Annotated in this window: 15 protein-coding genes and 1 pseudogene; 8 read left to right on the top strand and 8 right to left on the bottom strand. The window is 39.4% G+C overall.

Annotated features, from left to right (window positions below):
• Positions 1-66 precede the first annotated feature (66 nt).
• From FDK13_RS03730 to FDK13_RS03725, 3 genes and pseudogenes are all read right to left on the bottom strand, one after another.
• Positions 67-798 (bottom strand): annotated as a pseudogene (locus tag FDK13_RS03730) (RagB/SusD family nutrient uptake outer membrane protein); the annotation flags it as partial.
• A 15-nt stretch (positions 799-813) separates the two neighbouring features.
• Positions 814-1,083 (bottom strand): hypothetical protein, encoded by a 270-nt coding sequence (locus tag FDK13_RS36000; protein ID WP_229215885.1) that lies wholly within the window; start codon positions 1,081-1,083, stop codon positions 814-816.
• A 69-nt stretch (positions 1,084-1,152) separates the two neighbouring features.
• Positions 1,153-1,869: a TonB-dependent receptor plug domain-containing protein gene (locus tag FDK13_RS03725; protein WP_229215884.1), complete on the bottom strand. Its 717-nt coding sequence runs from the start codon at positions 1,867-1,869 to the stop codon at positions 1,153-1,155.
• 676 nt (positions 1,870-2,545) lie between these two features.
• Between FDK13_RS03725 and FDK13_RS03720 the strand changes: the two genes are divergently transcribed.
• The 8 genes from FDK13_RS03720 to FDK13_RS03685 all read left to right on the top strand — a co-directional run bounded on the left by FDK13_RS03720 (position 2,546) and on the right by FDK13_RS03685 (position 12,276).
• On the top strand, positions 2,546-3,613 hold the full coding sequence (locus tag FDK13_RS03720) for a LacI family DNA-binding transcriptional regulator (RefSeq protein ID WP_137338619.1): 1,068 nt from the start codon (positions 2,546-2,548) through the stop codon (positions 3,611-3,613).
• A gap of 176 nt (positions 3,614-3,789) precedes the next feature.
• Positions 3,790-4,791 carry a Gfo/Idh/MocA family protein gene (locus FDK13_RS03715; RefSeq protein WP_374756085.1) on the top strand — a complete coding sequence of 334 codons (1,002 nt, stop codon included), beginning with the start codon at positions 3,790-3,792 and terminating at the stop codon, positions 4,789-4,791.
• Positions 4,792-4,841: 50 nt separating this feature from the next.
• Entirely contained in the window at positions 4,842-6,239 is a 1,398-nt protein-coding gene (locus FDK13_RS03710; RefSeq protein WP_137338618.1) for a Gfo/Idh/MocA family protein, read from the top strand.
• Between the two features lie 155 nt (positions 6,240-6,394).
• Positions 6,395-7,717: a sugar MFS transporter gene (locus FDK13_RS03705; protein ID WP_137338617.1), complete on the top strand. Its 1,323-nt coding sequence runs from the start codon at positions 6,395-6,397 to the stop codon at positions 7,715-7,717.
• A gap of 295 nt (positions 7,718-8,012) precedes the next feature.
• Positions 8,013-9,194, top strand: coding sequence for an N-acetylglucosamine-6-phosphate deacetylase (nagA, locus tag FDK13_RS03700; RefSeq protein ID WP_137338616.1), 1,182 nt, complete (start codon positions 8,013-8,015; stop codon positions 9,192-9,194).
• 119 nt (positions 9,195-9,313) lie between these two features.
• Positions 9,314-10,084, top strand: coding sequence for a glucosamine-6-phosphate deaminase (locus FDK13_RS03695; RefSeq protein WP_137338615.1), 771 nt, complete (start codon positions 9,314-9,316; stop codon positions 10,082-10,084).
• 73 nt (positions 10,085-10,157) lie between these two features.
• The gene (locus FDK13_RS03690) at positions 10,158-11,546 is read left to right on the top strand and encodes a putative oxidoreductase C-terminal domain-containing protein (RefSeq protein ID WP_137338614.1); all 1,389 of its coding nucleotides are present in this window, start codon (positions 10,158-10,160) and stop codon (positions 11,544-11,546) included.
• Between the two features lie 136 nt (positions 11,547-11,682).
• Positions 11,683-12,276: a Uma2 family endonuclease gene (locus tag FDK13_RS03685; protein ID WP_137338613.1), complete on the top strand. Its 594-nt coding sequence runs from the start codon at positions 11,683-11,685 to the stop codon at positions 12,274-12,276.
• Between the two features lie 97 nt (positions 12,277-12,373).
• On the opposite strand, the gene FDK13_RS03680 is transcribed toward FDK13_RS03685, so the two are convergent.
• The 5 genes from FDK13_RS03680 to FDK13_RS03660 all read right to left on the bottom strand — a co-directional run bounded on the left by FDK13_RS03680 (position 12,374) and on the right by FDK13_RS03660 (position 16,205).
• The gene (locus FDK13_RS03680; RefSeq protein ID WP_137338612.1) at positions 12,374-13,297 is read right to left on the bottom strand and encodes an anti-sigma factor; all 924 of its coding nucleotides are present in this window, start codon (positions 13,295-13,297) and stop codon (positions 12,374-12,376) included.
• Positions 13,294-13,839 carry an RNA polymerase sigma factor gene (locus FDK13_RS03675; protein WP_229215883.1) on the bottom strand — a complete coding sequence of 182 codons (546 nt, stop codon included), beginning with the start codon at positions 13,837-13,839 and terminating at the stop codon, positions 13,294-13,296. Before FDK13_RS03675 ends, FDK13_RS03680 begins: the two co-directional genes overlap by 4 nt.
• 386 nt (positions 13,840-14,225) lie before the next feature.
• Positions 14,226-14,954 (bottom strand): gliding motility-associated ABC transporter permease subunit GldF, encoded by a 729-nt coding sequence (gene gldF, locus FDK13_RS03670; protein ID WP_137338611.1) that lies wholly within the window; start codon positions 14,952-14,954, stop codon positions 14,226-14,228.
• Positions 14,955-15,079: 125 nt separating this feature from the next.
• Entirely contained in the window at positions 15,080-15,595 is a 516-nt protein-coding gene (locus FDK13_RS03665) for a DUF4199 domain-containing protein (RefSeq protein WP_137338610.1), read from the bottom strand.
• A gap of 49 nt (positions 15,596-15,644) precedes the next feature.
• Positions 15,645-16,205 carry a DUF4199 domain-containing protein gene (locus tag FDK13_RS03660; RefSeq protein WP_137338609.1) on the bottom strand — a complete coding sequence of 187 codons (561 nt, stop codon included), beginning with the start codon at positions 16,203-16,205 and terminating at the stop codon, positions 15,645-15,647.
• Between the last annotated feature and the right edge of the window lie 51 nt (positions 16,206-16,256).

Here is a 16,256-nt window from a genome sequence, read left to right as displayed (position 1 = left end):
AAAACAGCCAAACCTAAAACGAAACATGATACGATTACGAACTTCAATTTTTTAATACTTAACATATTACCAGCCTGGGTTTTGTGTCAATGATGGATTCAAATCTCTTTCTTTCTGCGGAACCGGCCATAAATAATGGCGACTTACATCAAAAGCTTTATTAACCGAAACAACCTGAACTGTTACCAGCGCTCCGCTCGCATCTTTGTAAGTAATGCCATAAACAGGTCCCGGGATTACTTTTTCCGCCGTTTTCCAGCGACGGATATCAAACAAATGCTGACCTTCAAAAGCTAATTCAACCGTTCTTTCGCGACGAACGATTGCTCTCAATTCCGTTTGTGACAACGTGGTTACAGAAGGCTGTTTTACGTCAGTTCTACCATTTCTTACCGTATTAATTGCAGTCAGAACGCTTACATCGATTTGTCCGGTTTCAATTTTCGCTTCGGCGTAAGTCAGGAGAATTTCTGCCTAACGAAGCAAAACGATATTAATTCCGCTGTTAACCGGGTTCGCATAATCGTCGTTAATAATGTATTTTTTAATATTAAAACCAGTTGTTGAAGCAATGTAAGTACTCCCGACAGCGTCCGCAGTTCCGCTTGTTGGCTGCGGTTTGAATGCAATTCCGCTTGGCAAAATATCACCTTCCAGAAAAACAGAATATTTCAAACGCGTATCACGATTTGCATAAGGTGTCGCAGGATTGTATCCGCTGGCAGCATCGGTAATTAATTTTCCATCCAGCGTTTCGTATGTATCAACCAACGCCTTGGTAGGTACATAACTGCTGCCACCGTTTTTCTGGCTTTATGGGGCCAAAAGTGAGAAAACATTAATCGGATAAGTGTCTTTGATAAATTGTCTGTCAAACAAAACCTCCTTATTGTTTTCAGCAGCGTAAGTGAACAACTTTTCGTAAGATTCATACAAACCATAAATCCCCAGTTTCATCACTTTATCCGCTGCATCCGCCGCTTTTTGGTAACGGCCAGCGTACAAATTTGCTCTTGCAGCTAAACCTAATGCAGCACCCTGGGTTACTCTTCCTTTGTCCGTAGCTGGGTAAGTTGTTGGCAAAAGAACAGCTGCATCCGTTAATTCCTTGTCAATAAAATCCCAATTCGCGCATATAGGCTTCCAATCCCATCATTTTAGGGACATTGTTCGATTTTTGGATCGCATAATATCCGTGATAATCAACCTGTATTTTTGTCCCCTTCGCTTTTTTGTCGTGATCAAAACTACACCATTGGTTGCACGTGAACCATAAATTGCCGTTGATGCAGCGTCTTTCAAAATAGAAACTGATTCAATATCATCCGGATTGATATTGCTCAATTGCTGTTCAATACCGTCAACGATAACCAGCGCATCGTTTTTACCAAGATCATAACCGCCTGTGCTGCTTCCATTTATATTAAAAATAGTGATACCTCGAACGCGGATTGTAGTATTCGATTTCCCGGGTGCACCACCCAGATCATTTACAGCAACACCAGGCATTAACCCATGAAAAGATTGCTGAATATTGGAAACCGGTCGGCGCGCGACATCCTCACCGGATATGGTAGAAACTGAGTTGGTCAGACTGTTTCTTTTTTGTGTTCCGTAACCAACAACCACAACTTCATCAAGCTGTTTGGTATCCGCAGCAAGTTGAATATCGACTATATTTCTTCCCTTCAAAGCGGTTTCCTGAGTTACGTACCCGATCCCGGAAAATACAAGGATTGCCTCTGTTGGAACGCTCAATTCGAATTTCACGTCGGCGTCTGTGGAGGTACCAACGAGCGTATTTCTTACGACAATATTAACCCCTGGTAAACCAGTTTTCTCTGAGGTAGATGTCACAGTTCCTTTCACTGTAACATTTTGAGCCGAGGCCTGTAAGCTTAAAACGATTAAGGCAAACAGAAAAACCCATTCCCGCAGATATGGGATTGACTTTGACTGGATGGTTTGTGCGAAAACCCCGGATATGCTGACTCATTCAGACTGGTTCAAAAAACGCTGATTCAATGTATTGAAACGCGATTTAAAACCAGAAAACGAAGGCGTTGTTTTTTTGAGAAAATGGAAGCGATTGAATCAATTATAACACAAATTTTTTCTAATCAGAGAAGCAAAACCAAAACTGGGAAGACTAATTGGGACGGATGTAAAACTTGATGATTTCATAACAATAAACAGTTTGGTGGTTGTGGGTTGTCAGGGCTGAGAGCTTAAATATAGCTTAACAGACTATTTAATCTATTAAATTGGTCGACATGGTAAAGTACATAATCATTAATTAGTAACCGAAGCAGGCATCAATAACTTAAATTTAAATAATTATTATATTAATAATTCAAATAGTTCAAATTAAATCCATATTTACCAGAAGCTTAATTATAAGTTATGATTACATAGGATATCTTTCTTTGTTATTTACAAAAGGCTGGTTACATTAGACATTACACTTAAATAGTTTGGCTATTTAAGTGAATCGATTAGAAAGGACTAAAAACTTAAATCAGAAAACAGGCTGTTACTTATTTCAATGGAAAAAGATCCGACGTACTTTGGTGTTAAAGAAATTGCCCGCAGAGCAAATGTATCGATTGCAACAGTCGACAGGGTGATTCATAACCGCACGGGTGTTTCGGAAAAAACAAAAAAAAGAATCAACGAAATTATTAAAGAGCTGGACTACCAGCCAAATATTCTGGCGAGTCGGCTGGCTTCAAAAAATATAATTATTCTGGCTGTCCTGATTCCAAGGGTGTCCGAAGAAACAGATTTTTGGAGTGCTCCTCTTCATGGTGTTCAGCGGGCAGAAACAGAAATCAAGCCATACGGTATTCAGACGATTACTTTTTTCTTTGATTTGAATGATGAAAATTCTTTTGAAACACAAGCCAATCTGATTTTGGAAAAAGGTGTCAACGGAGTGTTACTTTCTCCTTCATTTATTGCACAATCCATCAGGTTTACAGAAGAATGCCGTAGATTGAAAATCCCTTTTGTCTTTATAGATTCCAATATTCCCCAACAGCATAGCCTGGCCTATATCGGTCCTCATTTATTCAAAAGCGGCTATCTGGGGGCAAAACTGCTTACGTATCGAAAAGGTGAAGAAGGAAAAATCCTGGTGGTAAATATTTCCAAAGAAATTGAAAACTATAATTACCTTCAGATCGAAGAAGGATTTCGCAGCTATCTTAAAGAAAATCATTTAAACTTCGAAATAATTCGTGCCGATATCAATGAGACCGATTACCTTTCTGTGGCAAGAAATCTGACACAGGTTTTTACCAAAAACGAAGATATTGAAGCCATTTTCGTTACCAATTCCCGGGTTTTTTCAGTCGCAACTTTTCTTGAAAATAAGCATAAAAAAGAGATTGCTCTTGTCGGTTACGATTTTCTCAAAGAAAATATTCAACACTTGAACACCGGTACAATTGATTTCCTGATTTGTCATAAACCTGAAGAACAAGCCTATCGGGCCATGATGGTTTTGTATCATACCTTGGTTAGAGGGCAACAGGTGGAAAAAACGCAGTATATGCCGATTGATATTATTACCAGAGAAAACCAGGAATTCTACCAAATTCTGCCAATTTAGCAAATCACTTGTATTTTTTTATTTCACCTTATCAAAACAGATAATATTATATTCCAAACAGAATTTTTCAGACATTTTTTCAAAAAAACCGGTACATCTGAATTTTGTTAGTATATTGCGGGTACGTACCCGATTTTAATTTCACTTCGGTGCTATTCCTAACCCTTAATATTACAATGATGGATTCTTTTAACCGGAGACACTTCATTAAAACGGCTGTTACTACGGGCGTCGGCTTGCAGTTCATTGATGTTTCGCCAACGCTCGCAGCGCAGGAAAATGGTAAAAGGGTCGGTATTATTGGACTTGATACTTCCCATAGCACCGCTTTCACCAAAGCACTGAATGCCGCCAATCCGGATCCCGTTTATTACGGATACAAAGTCGTTGCAGCCTATCCATACGGAAGTAAAGATATTGAATCCAGCGCATCCAGAATTCCCGCTTATACAGAAGAAGTAAAAAAACTGGGCGTGGAAATCGTGGATTCAATTAAGGATTTACTTAACAAAGTAGATGTGGTTTTGCTTGAAACAAATGACGGAAGACTCCATCTTCAACAGGCAATGGAAGTTTTCAAATCCGGAAAAAGAATGTTTATCGACAAACCAGTGGCTGCCTCTATGAAGGATGTTCTGGCAATATATGACGCTTCCAAAAAATATAAAATACCGATTTTTTCAGCTTCCTCACTTCGTTATATCAAAGGAATTGAGGCTATTGATAAAAAGAAAGTATTGGGTGCCGATACGTACAGCCCGGCTACACTGGAAAAAACGCATCCGGATTTTTTCTGGTATGGAATTCATGGTGTTGAAACATTATATACGGTTATGGGAACGGGATGTAAAAGTGTGAGTCGCGTGAGTACGCCGGATACCGATATTGTTGTCGGCGTTTGGGCGGATGGACGGACCGGGACTTTTCGAGGTACCCGTACCGGAAAACATGATTACGGTGGAACTGTATTTACGCAGGACGGGAATAAAATTTTAGGGCCTTACGCAGGTTACGAACCGCTTTTGGTTGATATTATTAAATATTTCAAAACAGGTGAAGTACCTGTTACCCCGGAAGAAACCATTGAAATATTTGCGTTCATGGAAGCTGCTGATGAAAGCAAACGACAGGGAGGGAAAAGTGTTACACTCGAAAGTGTGATGAAAGCCAGTAAATAATGGGTTTAAATTATCTTACTAAGATTATATAAAAACTTAAAGCTTATCCCATGCAAATCAACGATATATCATCAATAAAAGATACTTCCAAAACGGAATCCAATAACGGTAATTCAAGAAGAGATTTTATCAAAAGGACTTTGGCCGGAACAGCACTTCTTTCTTTTGGGGGAATTCTTCCTGGTTTCAGTCCGAAAAGTTATGCGAAAATAATTGGAGCAAATGAAAAGGTCCGGGTTGGCGTAATGGGGGTAAATAGTCGTGGTTTTGCCTTGGCAAGTAATTATGCCTTGCAACCGAATTGTGAGGTAATTTATATCTCCGATGTTGATTCAAGAGCAGCTGCAAAATGTATCGCAAAGGTTGAAGAACTTTCAAGTTCCAAACCCAAAAACCAGCCCGATTTTAGAAAGGCACTGGAAGATAAAGATATGGATGCGCTTGTGATAGCAGCTCCGGATCACTGGCATGCACCAGCTGCGATTCTGGCTTCCAAGGCTGGAAAACACGTTTATCTGGAAAAACCATGCAGCCATAATCCTCATGAAGGAGAACTTTTAGTAGCGACTGCCAAGAAATACAAAAATGTGATCCAGATGGGCAATCAGCGCCGTTCATGGCCAAATGTTGCTCTGGGTGTTAAGGAAGTTATCAACGGATCAATAGGACGGGCTTATTTCGCAAAAGGGTGGTATACCAACAACCGTGCTTCTATAGGAATTGGAAAAGAAGTAGCAGTTCCAACCTGGCTGGACTATGAATTATGGCAGGGACCAGCGCCCAGAATGGCTTACAAAGACAACCTGGTTCATTACAACTGGCACTGGCTTTGGAACTGGGGCACAGGAGAAGCATTGAACAACGGGACGCATATGGTGGATTTGATGCGTTGGGGTTTAGGCGTTGAATATCCAACCCATGTCACTTCCTCCGGTGGAAGATACCGCTACAAAGATGACTGGCAAACTCCTGATACACAAGTCATCAGTTGGGATTTCGGAAATGACAAGGGCATGACCTGGGAAGGTCGAAGCTGCAACGGACGCACCAATGAAGGAGCCAGTGTAGGTGTTGTTTTTTATGGCGAAAAAGGATCAATCCAGATTGAACCAGGAAATTCTTACAAAGTATATGACCTGGAAAACAAGCTGGTGAAGGATGTCCAAAACGATTATAAAATTGACGCCAGAAATAAAATGGATCCTTCACAGGCATTAGACGCCATTCATATCCAGAATTTTTTCGATGGTATAAAAAAGGGAACAATTGTAAATGCCGAAATCGTTGGCGGTTACCAAAGTACTTTGCTTTGCCAGCTTGGAAATATCGCAGTCCGTTCCGGCGGCTCACTGGACATTGATCCAACGAATGGCCATATCAAAAATAACAACGAAGCAGAGAAATTATGGAAACGGGAATATGCAAAGGGCTGGGAACCTACCGTTTGATTTAGTTGAGAGTTGAGAGTTGAAAGTGATGCCCCTAAACGGGCTATCGAAATAACTCGATCTTTTAATTCAATACGATTGATATTAAAAAACTTATAATTAGTCAAGAAATTAGATCAGGCCAAATTTTCAACTTTCAACTCTCAACTAAAAAAATGAGTGCTCAAACCATTGCAATTCAGGCCAGTCAGCTTAGTAAGCGGGATACGACTATATCTATTCTGATTATTGGTTTGATGTTTTTCATTTTTGGTTTTGTTTCCTGGGTAAACTCTATCTTGATACCCTACTTCAAAATAGCGTGTGAACTGACCAGTTTTCAGGCTTATTTGGTAGCTTTTGCTTTTTATATCGCTTATTTCGTGATGTCCGTCCCTTCTTCTTATCTTCTCAAAGCTGTTGGTTTTAAAAAAGGAATGATGATCGGTTTTTGGTGTATGGCTACGGGCGCTTTCATTTTTGTTCCGGCCGCTATGTCACGGACATATGAAATTTTCCTGCTTGGTTTATTCACAATTGGTATAGGTTTGGCGATTTTACAATCTGCGGCGAATCCATACATTACCATTTTAGGAGCAAAAGATCGTGCAGCACAACGGATAAGCATGATGGGGATTTGTAATAAAGCAGCGGGAATATTATCTCCGATTGTTTTTGCAGCAGTAATTCTTCGCCCGACGGATACAGCACTTTTTTCCCAGCTAAGTTCTATGACGGATGTAGAAAGAAGTGGCGCGCTGGATGAATTGATCCGGCGGGTTATCAACCCGTATATTGGTCTTGGAAGTTTTCTTTTTGTTTTAGGGTTTCTGGTTTACAAATCTCCCCTGCCTGATATCGACACGGAGCACGAAAGCGAAGAAATTGCAAGTGCCAATGCAGGAAAAACAAGCATTTTTCATTTTCCTCATTTAATTCTTGGAGCGCTTGCAATTTTCTTGCACGTTGGCACGCAGGTTATCGCAATTGATACCATCATTGGATATGCCAATTCGATGGGAATAAATTTACTCGAAGCCAAAGTATTTCCTTCTTACACGTTGTTTTGTACAATTTGCGGTTATCTGATCGGGATTTCATTGATACCGAAATTTATCAGCCAGGTTAATGCCTTACGCATCTGTACACTTTTAGGAACGACTTTCACTTTGCTGATCATTTTTACACATGGACAGATTAATTTTCTCGGTCACTCTACGGATATTTCAATCTGGTTTGTGGTGCTTTTGGGATTAGCCAATTCCTTGGTTTGGGCTGGAATATGGCCTTTGGCGCTCGATGATCTGGGGCGTTTTACCAAACTTGGTGCCTCGGTGATGATCATGGGATTGTGTGGGAATGCAATTATGCCTCTTTTTTACGGTTATATCGCTGATTTATATGATGTCAGAATTGCTTATTGGGTTTTATTTCCATGTTATCTGTATCTGGTTTTTTATGCAGTGGAGGGACATAAAATCCGGAAGTGGGCGGTTTAAGATGTTTTGGTTAAGTTGAATTATGTCACCCTTTCAGGGTTCTAAATCTGGTCTGGTAAATATTTCTATAATAATGCCATCCCTTCGGGATTAAAAAATAGATATTAGCTACAAATAAAACCTTTAAATAATTGATTGATTTTATGACTACTAAATTCTCATAACCAATCCCGAAGGGATGACATTATTGTAGAAAAATAATATCTGGCGATTATCCTAACCCTGAAAGGGTGACATATATTGATTAACAATTCCCGATTCGATCAACGGAAATGAAATATTAAAAACACAAATAATGACCCTTACAAAAATATTCAACGGAAAAATACTAACGCCTCACCGCATCATAAATGGCGGATGTGTAATCATTGAGAATGGCATTATCCGTGAAGTCAGTAAAAAAAATATTGAGATCGACGATGCAGCAGAAATCGACGCGCATGGAAAATATATAGCTCCCGGTTTTATTGATCTTCATATTCATGGCGGCGGCGGAGCAGATTTCATGGACGGAACTGAGGAAGCTTTTTTAACTATTGCTGAAACCCATGCCAAATATGGTACCACTTCCATGGTCCCAACAACGCTTACCAGCGAGAAAGAAGATTTGTTAAAGACACTTGATCTTTACGAAATAGCCAATAAGAACAATAAAAAAGGAGCTCAATTTTTGGGGATGCATCTCGAAGGTCCATACTTCGCTATGAGCCAGCGCGGTGCGCAGGATCCGCGTTATATCCGTGATCCTGATCCGGAAGAATATAAAGAAGTACTCGCACATTCATCTTCGATCACAAGATGGAGCGCGGCTCCGGAATTAAAAGGAGCTATTGATTTTGCAAAATACTTAAAATCAAAAGGAGTTTTAGCAGCTCTGGCGCATACGGATGCTATTTACGAAGAAGTATTGGAAGGTTTTGAAAACGGCTATACACTGGCAACGCATTTATATTCCGGTATGTCGGGCGTGACAAGGAGAAATGCTTTTCGTTATGCCGGAGTTATTGAAAGTGCATTTATTATTGATGCAATGGACGTGGAAATTATTGCAGACGGCATCCATCTTCCCGCTCCGTTATTAAAATTAATCATGAAAATAAAAGGCCCGGACCGGATTGCATTGATCACAGACGCCATGCGAGCTGCCGGAATGCCCGAAGGCGACAGTGTTTTGGGGCCCTTAAAAACTGGATTGAAAGTAATTGTAGAAGATGGCGTAGCAAAATTACCGGATCGTTCTTCATTTGCAGGCAGCGTTGCTACGGCTGACAGACTGGTTAGAAATATGATTAACATGGCTGATGTTTCTTTATTAGATGCAGTCAAAATGATCACTGTCACACCTGCAAGAATCATGAATGTTCATGACCGAAAAGGTTCACTTGTTTCAGGAAAGGATGCAGATATTGTCATTTTTGATGAAAATATTCTTGTAGAGAAAACAATTGTTAGCGGACGAGTAATATATAATGCTTAGTCAAATTCAAAAGGGTTCACGCAAAGAAGGGAAGTTAAAACGCAAAGGTCGCAAAGGCTTCGCGTGCTTTGCCTTTTAACTTTTTTGCTTTGCGTGAAAAAAAACTTAATAAACACGAAATGAAAGCCGGTAATTTAGAAGTAAAAATATTTAATACAAGACAGGAAATGGGTGCAAAAGCGGCCCAAACAGTTGCTGCAAAAATCAGGGAATTGCTTAAAGTTAAAGAATTCGTAAATATCATATTTGCCTCTGCTCCTTCGCAAAATGAATTCCTGGCAGTTTTGTCAGAAGAAAAGGATATTGCATGGGAAAGAATTAATGCTTTTCATATGGACGAATACGTAGGTCTCCCTGCTGACGCTCCGCAAAACTTTGGTTATTTCCTGAAAGTCAGACTTTTTGATAAAATTCCACTTCATTCAATCCATTACCTGAATGGAAATGCAACTGATATTGAAGCAGAATGTGAACGTTATTCCAAATTGCTTACCGATTTCCCCACGGATATCGTTTGTCTGGGTATTGGAGAAAACTGCCACTTGGCATTCAATGATCCACATGTTGCCTTTTTTGATGATCCTTTGATTGTGAAAAAAGTTAGTCTGGATGAAGCTTGTCGCCAGCAACAGGTTAATGATGCTTGTTTTGAATCTTTGGAAGAAGTACCGCAAGATGCGCTTACGATAACTATTCCTGCATTGCTAAAAGCAAAATATGCCTATGCGATTGTTCCGGGGGTAAAAAAGGCAGAGGCCATTCAGCATACGATTGAAGATGAAATAAGTGAGGCGTTTCCATCCACCACTCTTCGTAATCATCCGGAGGCGATTTTATATATTGATAAAGACAGTGCGGGGAGATTGACAGAAACTTCGTCTTATAAATAAATATGGCAGCCATTTTCTAAGAAACGACTTGCCGGAATCATTATTTAAACTTTCCACTGTCAAATAAGATTACATGAAGGGAAAACTTTTGACAATCGCTTTAACGGGTATTATCGCATTGAATCAGGGATGTACTACCAAAAAGGAAGAAAAAACTGAACAAAAAGAAGAAAAACCACTTAGTCTGATTGTGGTTGAACCGGGTCATTTTCATGCCGCTTTGGTTCAAAAATCGATGTATCCTGATGTTAATCCGCTTGTGTATGTTTATGCATCCGAAGGACCAGACGTAAAAGCATATCTGGACAAAGTAGAAAAATACAATACCCGTGCAGAAGATCCGACGAAGTGGGAAGAAAAGGTATACACCGGCTCTGATTTCCTTGAAAAAATGTTATCTGAAAAGAAAGGTAACGTAGTTGTTTTGGCAGGAAACAATCAGAAAAAAACCGATTTCATTAAAAAATCTGTTGATGCGGGTTTAAACGTTTTCGCCGACAAACCGATGGCTATCGACGCAGCTGGTTTTGATTTATTAAAAGAAGCATTCAGCAGCGCAGACAAAAACAAAGTTTTGCTTTACGATATCATGACAGAGCGTTATGAAATCACAAATACTTTGCAGCGCGAACTGGCTGAACTTCCAGATATTTTCGGTGAATTACAAAAAGGAACGCCATCTGATCCGGCTGTTGCAAAAGAAAGTGTACACCACTTTTTTAAATATGTTTCGGGAGAAGCATTGGTGCGCCCAACCTGGTTTTTTGATGTGAATCAGCAGGGAGAAGGCATGGTGGATGTGACAACGCATTTAGTTGATTTGGTGCAGTGGAGCTGCTTTCCAAATGTTACCTTAGATTATCAAAAAGATATAAAATTGCTTTCTACCAAACGTTCTGCTACACAACTTACGCCTTCACAATTCAAACTGGTAACAAAGAGTGATACCTATCCTGGATTTCTGAAAAAGGATGTAAAAGACAGTACACTCAGCGTTTTTTCCAACGGAGAGATCAATTATACCTTGAAAGGTGTTCACGCAAAAGTTTCCGTGTTATGGAAATTCCAGGCTCCGGAAGGAACAGGTGATACACATTATTCGATCATGAAAGGCTCCAAAGCAAATCTTGTTGTGCGTCAGGGAAAAGATCAGAAATACAAACCGGTTCTTTTTATTGAACAGGTTAGTAAGGATAAAGGTTATGAAGAGGCTTTAACCAAAAGTTTCAAAACTGTTCAGGACAAATTCCCCGGTATTGAACTGAAAAAGAATGCCAAAGGCTGGGAAATCAGTATTCCTGCCAAATACGATACCGGCCACGAATCGCATTTTGCACAGGTCGCTAAAAAATACATGGAATATCTGAAAGCCGGAAAATTACCGGAATGGGAAGTTCCGAATATGATTTCTAAATATTATACCACTACACAGGCGCTGAAACAGGCGAAGGGCGGGAAGTAAAAGATTTAATGATTTAAGTAAAAAGCGACAGGGGAGTTATTTCTCTGTCGCTTTTTACTTAAATCTGGTATAAAATCCTTAATTCCAGCTCTTAACTTAATTTCTCTATCTTTGTTAAAGTCCAAATTATGAGTTTATGGAAATTACAAGTCTTGATCAGCTAGATCCAAACGCGACTTATAGCTACGCCGATTATTTAAAGTGGCGCATTGACGAGCGTATCGAGCTTATAAAAGGAAAAATCTTTAAGATGTCTCCGGCTCCTGCGACCAGGCATCAACTCCATGTCGGCGAGATATATCGTCGCCTGAGTAATCACCTATACCGTAATTCTTGCAAAGTATTTATTTCTCCGTTCGATGTAAGGTTAACACCTTTGAAAAAATCAGATTCTAGTAAAATATATACTGTTGTTCAACCCGATATATGCGTCGTGTGTAATCCTGCCAAAATAGATTCAAAAGGCTGTATCGGCGCTCCCGACCTAATTGTCGAAGTATTATCACCTGGTAATACAGACAAGGAGATGAAAGAAAAATTTGAGATTTATGAAGAAAACGGCGTAAAGGAATATTGGCTTGTAGAGCCAGATCATCATATTGTATTGGTTTATAAACTTAACGAAACAGGAAAATTCATTGGTTTAAAACCTTTTACGGAATCTGAAATATTAACCTCCGAAGTTGTTGAAGGTTTCGAAGTTCTGGTCAAAGATATCTTTGATGTATAAATAATATAGCTGTTTAAAATAAAACGTCCGCACAGAAAGTTACCTTTCTATGCGGACGTTTTATTTATCTTTTAAAGCAGTTTATGCCTTTTATCTTCTAAACCTTACCCATTACAAACATATCTTCCATTGTCGGGCTTGGGCTTCCACCTGTCTTTTCCAATGTAATCGCGAAGGCCACAGCTGATGGATTTGCCTGTTTCATTTTCAGAAGTTTTTTACTGAATTCCTGATCCAGAACACCCATGTCAACCGGTTTTCCATCTACAATAGTCCACAACTGGTATTGTTTTCCCTGCGGTGCTGCCGGCAGATTTTGAACATCCAATAATATCTCATTTGTTTTGGTATCCCAAATGGCTGCTACTGAACTTTCCGGAGATTTTGCTAAGCCGGACATTTTCACAACTTTGAAACTTGGATTTCTATAAAGCGCAGCTAACGTCTGGTTATATTCTGCATCTTTTTTCAACACATCCAGATCCGATTTCATCGTTTCCGAACTAGCGGCCAACTCTTCATTTTGTTTTGTCAAATCTGAGGTTTTCATCGCTGACCAACCGAAAAGCAAGGCAAATAAAATAGACGCTGCTACTGCAAATTTCGCCCAGGCAGGATAAATAACTGTACCGCCTGTATTTAATTCATTTGTAAAAACATTTCTCTCCGCTATCGGCTCTTCTGTTTGAATCTGTTCAGTAACCGGCAAAATTTTAATCGTATTTTCTCTATCAGCTTCTTCCAGCGCAGATACGTCAGTATCAGCTGGTTCAGCCAACTCAGGTTTTATCACCTCATCGAAATTCATCTGAGCAAAAAGCGTTTCTTTCAAAGAAGCGGGTGGAGGCGTTTGGTATTTGAGCGCATACTGTTCCAAAGCGCTCTCTGTACGCATCAATTCCTCTTTAATCTCAGGATAAATGTGAGACATACACTCTACTTCCTGCTTCTCCTGAGGAGAAACGGTGCCCAATACATATTCCTCTAATATACCGGACTCTATGTAGGCTAGGATATTCATACTGCAAAGTATTGTTTTAACTCTTGTAATGCTGTTCGGATCCTTGATTTCACTGTACCCAGCGGAATCTGCAATTCTTCGGAAATTTCTTCATGCGTATAGCCCTGAAAATAAGCCATATCAATGAGGATCTTTCGTTCAGGCCGAAGCATATTAACGATTGATTTAATCTCCGAACTCGTAGTACTCAACTCTCCACTCACGTCAGGCTCATTCTGAACTGACCGGTTTTCTATATCATCCATGATAGGCTTTCTGCCTTCCACTCGGGCGGCATCAATCGCACCATTACGGGCAATATTCAAAATCCACGTAAACAGTCTTCCCTTTTCCGGATTGTACGAGGCAATGTTTTTCCAGATTTTCAAAAATGATTCCTGCATTACATCTGCTGCTCGTTCTTCATCACGCAATGTTTTACATATGATATTAAACAGTGCCCCAGAATAGTGATCGTACAGGAATTCGAAAGCAGCCCGCTCATTCCTTTTGAGCGCAACCACCAGTTCTTCTTCCGAATATTTTACTTTGCTAGTCGCCAAGAGTCGCTTAACATTAAATTTAAAATTTCTTATTGGCAAGCTAATAAAATTTCCCAAGAACTGGTTATTTGGTATGTATAATATTACATTCCCGAAACCATTATTTGAAATAGTACTTACGATAAGAGACGGGGCTCTTACCCTAAGGCTTGTTGAATTATTCATCTTAGTGTGTTTTTCTTAATATACGTGCAAAGCAGAATCTTAGATCAATTGCTGCATTTAAGAATAAACAAAAGTTGAAAATAATAAAGGAAGAATGGAATTATGCCCCAAAAGAGCCAACAGAACAAGATTTACGTACAGTCTGTAATATACAGTTAACAATTCTTAACAGTACCCTCAGAAAAATCGGATCAACTATTTAAAAAGATAATCCGGAAAGCTTATCTCCTTAATGCTTCAACTCGCCCGTAAGTGAGATAGAGGAAAAATACCATTAGACTGATAAGATAAATTACGTTGCGGGAATCTATCAGCCCTTTTCCCAAAGAACGATATTGTTCGTCAAGCGCAGTCCAGCTAAAAACTTCTGCTATAAAACCACTTTCCAGTAAAGAAGAAATCGATCCAAATCCGATATACCAGATAAATGCCACGAAAACGCCGACAATAAATGCAATAATCTGATTTTCATTTAAAGAGGAAGCCCATATTCCCATCGAAACCAAAACGCCGCTAAAAAGAAAAAGGCCGATATAAGAGCCAAAAACAGCCGCAGAATCAATATTACCAACCGGATTGCCCAGTTTGTAAATGCTGAAATAATAAAGAAATGTCGGTAAAATAGTCAAAAGTACAAGAACCCAGTTCGCAAAGAATTTACCAAGAATCAACTCCCAGTTGCGAATCGGTTTTGTCAATAATAATTCAAGTGTTCCTGTCCGACTTTCCTCTGCCAGTGAACGCATCGTAATGGCCGGGATCAAAAAAAGCAACACATAAGGAGCCAGACTGAAAAACGATGCAAGATCCGCATATCCGTAATCCAGCACATTAGAATCCGGGAAAACCCATACAATGAGCCCGACAGCAATAAGAAACACTGCCATGACCATATAGGCAACCAGCGAATTAAAAAAACTGCCAATCTCTTTTTGAAAAATTGTAAACACTTTATAACTAAAAAATGTAAATAAGTAGTTGACATCAGATCACTCTGAACAACGGACTTCTATAAATGATATTTCAAACAATCGGGAAATTATAAACTTTTGCAAGACTGCCTTATCAAAATCTGCTACTCAAAAACCGGTTTTTCCCGACGGACAATTGCTGCAATAACCAAAGAGAAAATAAAGCCCATAATTAAATATCCGAAGACTCCGGCCGCGAACATTATTCCCGGCGAACTAAACTTTTCCGACGTTTCCATAAACCGGTCGATCTGCGAATCATCCAAACCCTGAGCTTCCATATCTGCTCTGGCTTTATCCAATGTCTGCGTCATAATCGTTGGATCGATGAATTTGATATAAACCATCGCAAACATCGACGCGAAAAAACCCAAAATGGCAGAAACCAAACTTCCCAAACCCAACCCTTCTCCATAAGTCATGAAACCTTTATTGATTTCACGGAATTCTTTCATGGCTAAAACAATGCCAACAATCATTATGACGTATGATATCATGGCCAGCCACTTATTTTGTGATTGGCCTGAAATATTCAGGATTGTCGTGAAAACCATAATTGCTACGGATGTCAGAACTCCATATTTAAGTGCGGTACGGGCGGTAGATGCTGTTTCTTCCATTGTGGTGGTTCAGAGGATTTGTATGTTACTTAGCGTGATTAAAGTAAATTTAAGGTTTATTATGAAATACTCCATAATCCTGTTTTCTGAAAATCAGTGATATAATCAAAATTGGAATAATGGCCATCACCGTTTTCTTACTGATCTCATCTGTAATGATTTCAGAAGGATCCATAGCCTGAATACTTGCATACATTTTCAGGAATTCTGCGTTTCCAATGTTTTTAACAAGCTCCTCTTTTCCCTGCTCCAAAAGCGCGCCCATTTCAGCAAGATAATTTGTAAAAACAGATGGATCAATATACGTAATAAAAAGATAAATAAGCCATCCGTTAATAAATGCAGCAATGGTATTTACCACATATCCAATTGTGAGCGCTTCCCATAAATGCAGAAAACCATTCCCGATTTTTTTACGAAAATACCAGCATGCCCCCGCGATCATAATCACATGGATACCCATATCCATCACTTTATTATTTCCAAGCGGAACAATACCTAAGGCGTAAAGCCCAAGAAAAAAAGCGAATGCCAAAAGCCCGGTTATCAAACCGAAAATCATTGACACTTTTAAAAGAGGTTTATTAAAATACTCTAGGATTGATTTCATGATAAATAATGATAGAATGACAGGCCGCCAAATCGTTAAACTGATTTGTCA

Source organism: Dyadobacter frigoris (genome assembly GCF_005280585.1).
Classification (GTDB): domain Bacteria; phylum Bacteroidota; class Bacteroidia; order Cytophagales; family Spirosomataceae; genus Dyadobacter; species Dyadobacter frigoris.
Note: the sequence above shows the minus strand (reverse complement) of the source record. Positions and strands in the feature narration are given on the sequence as shown.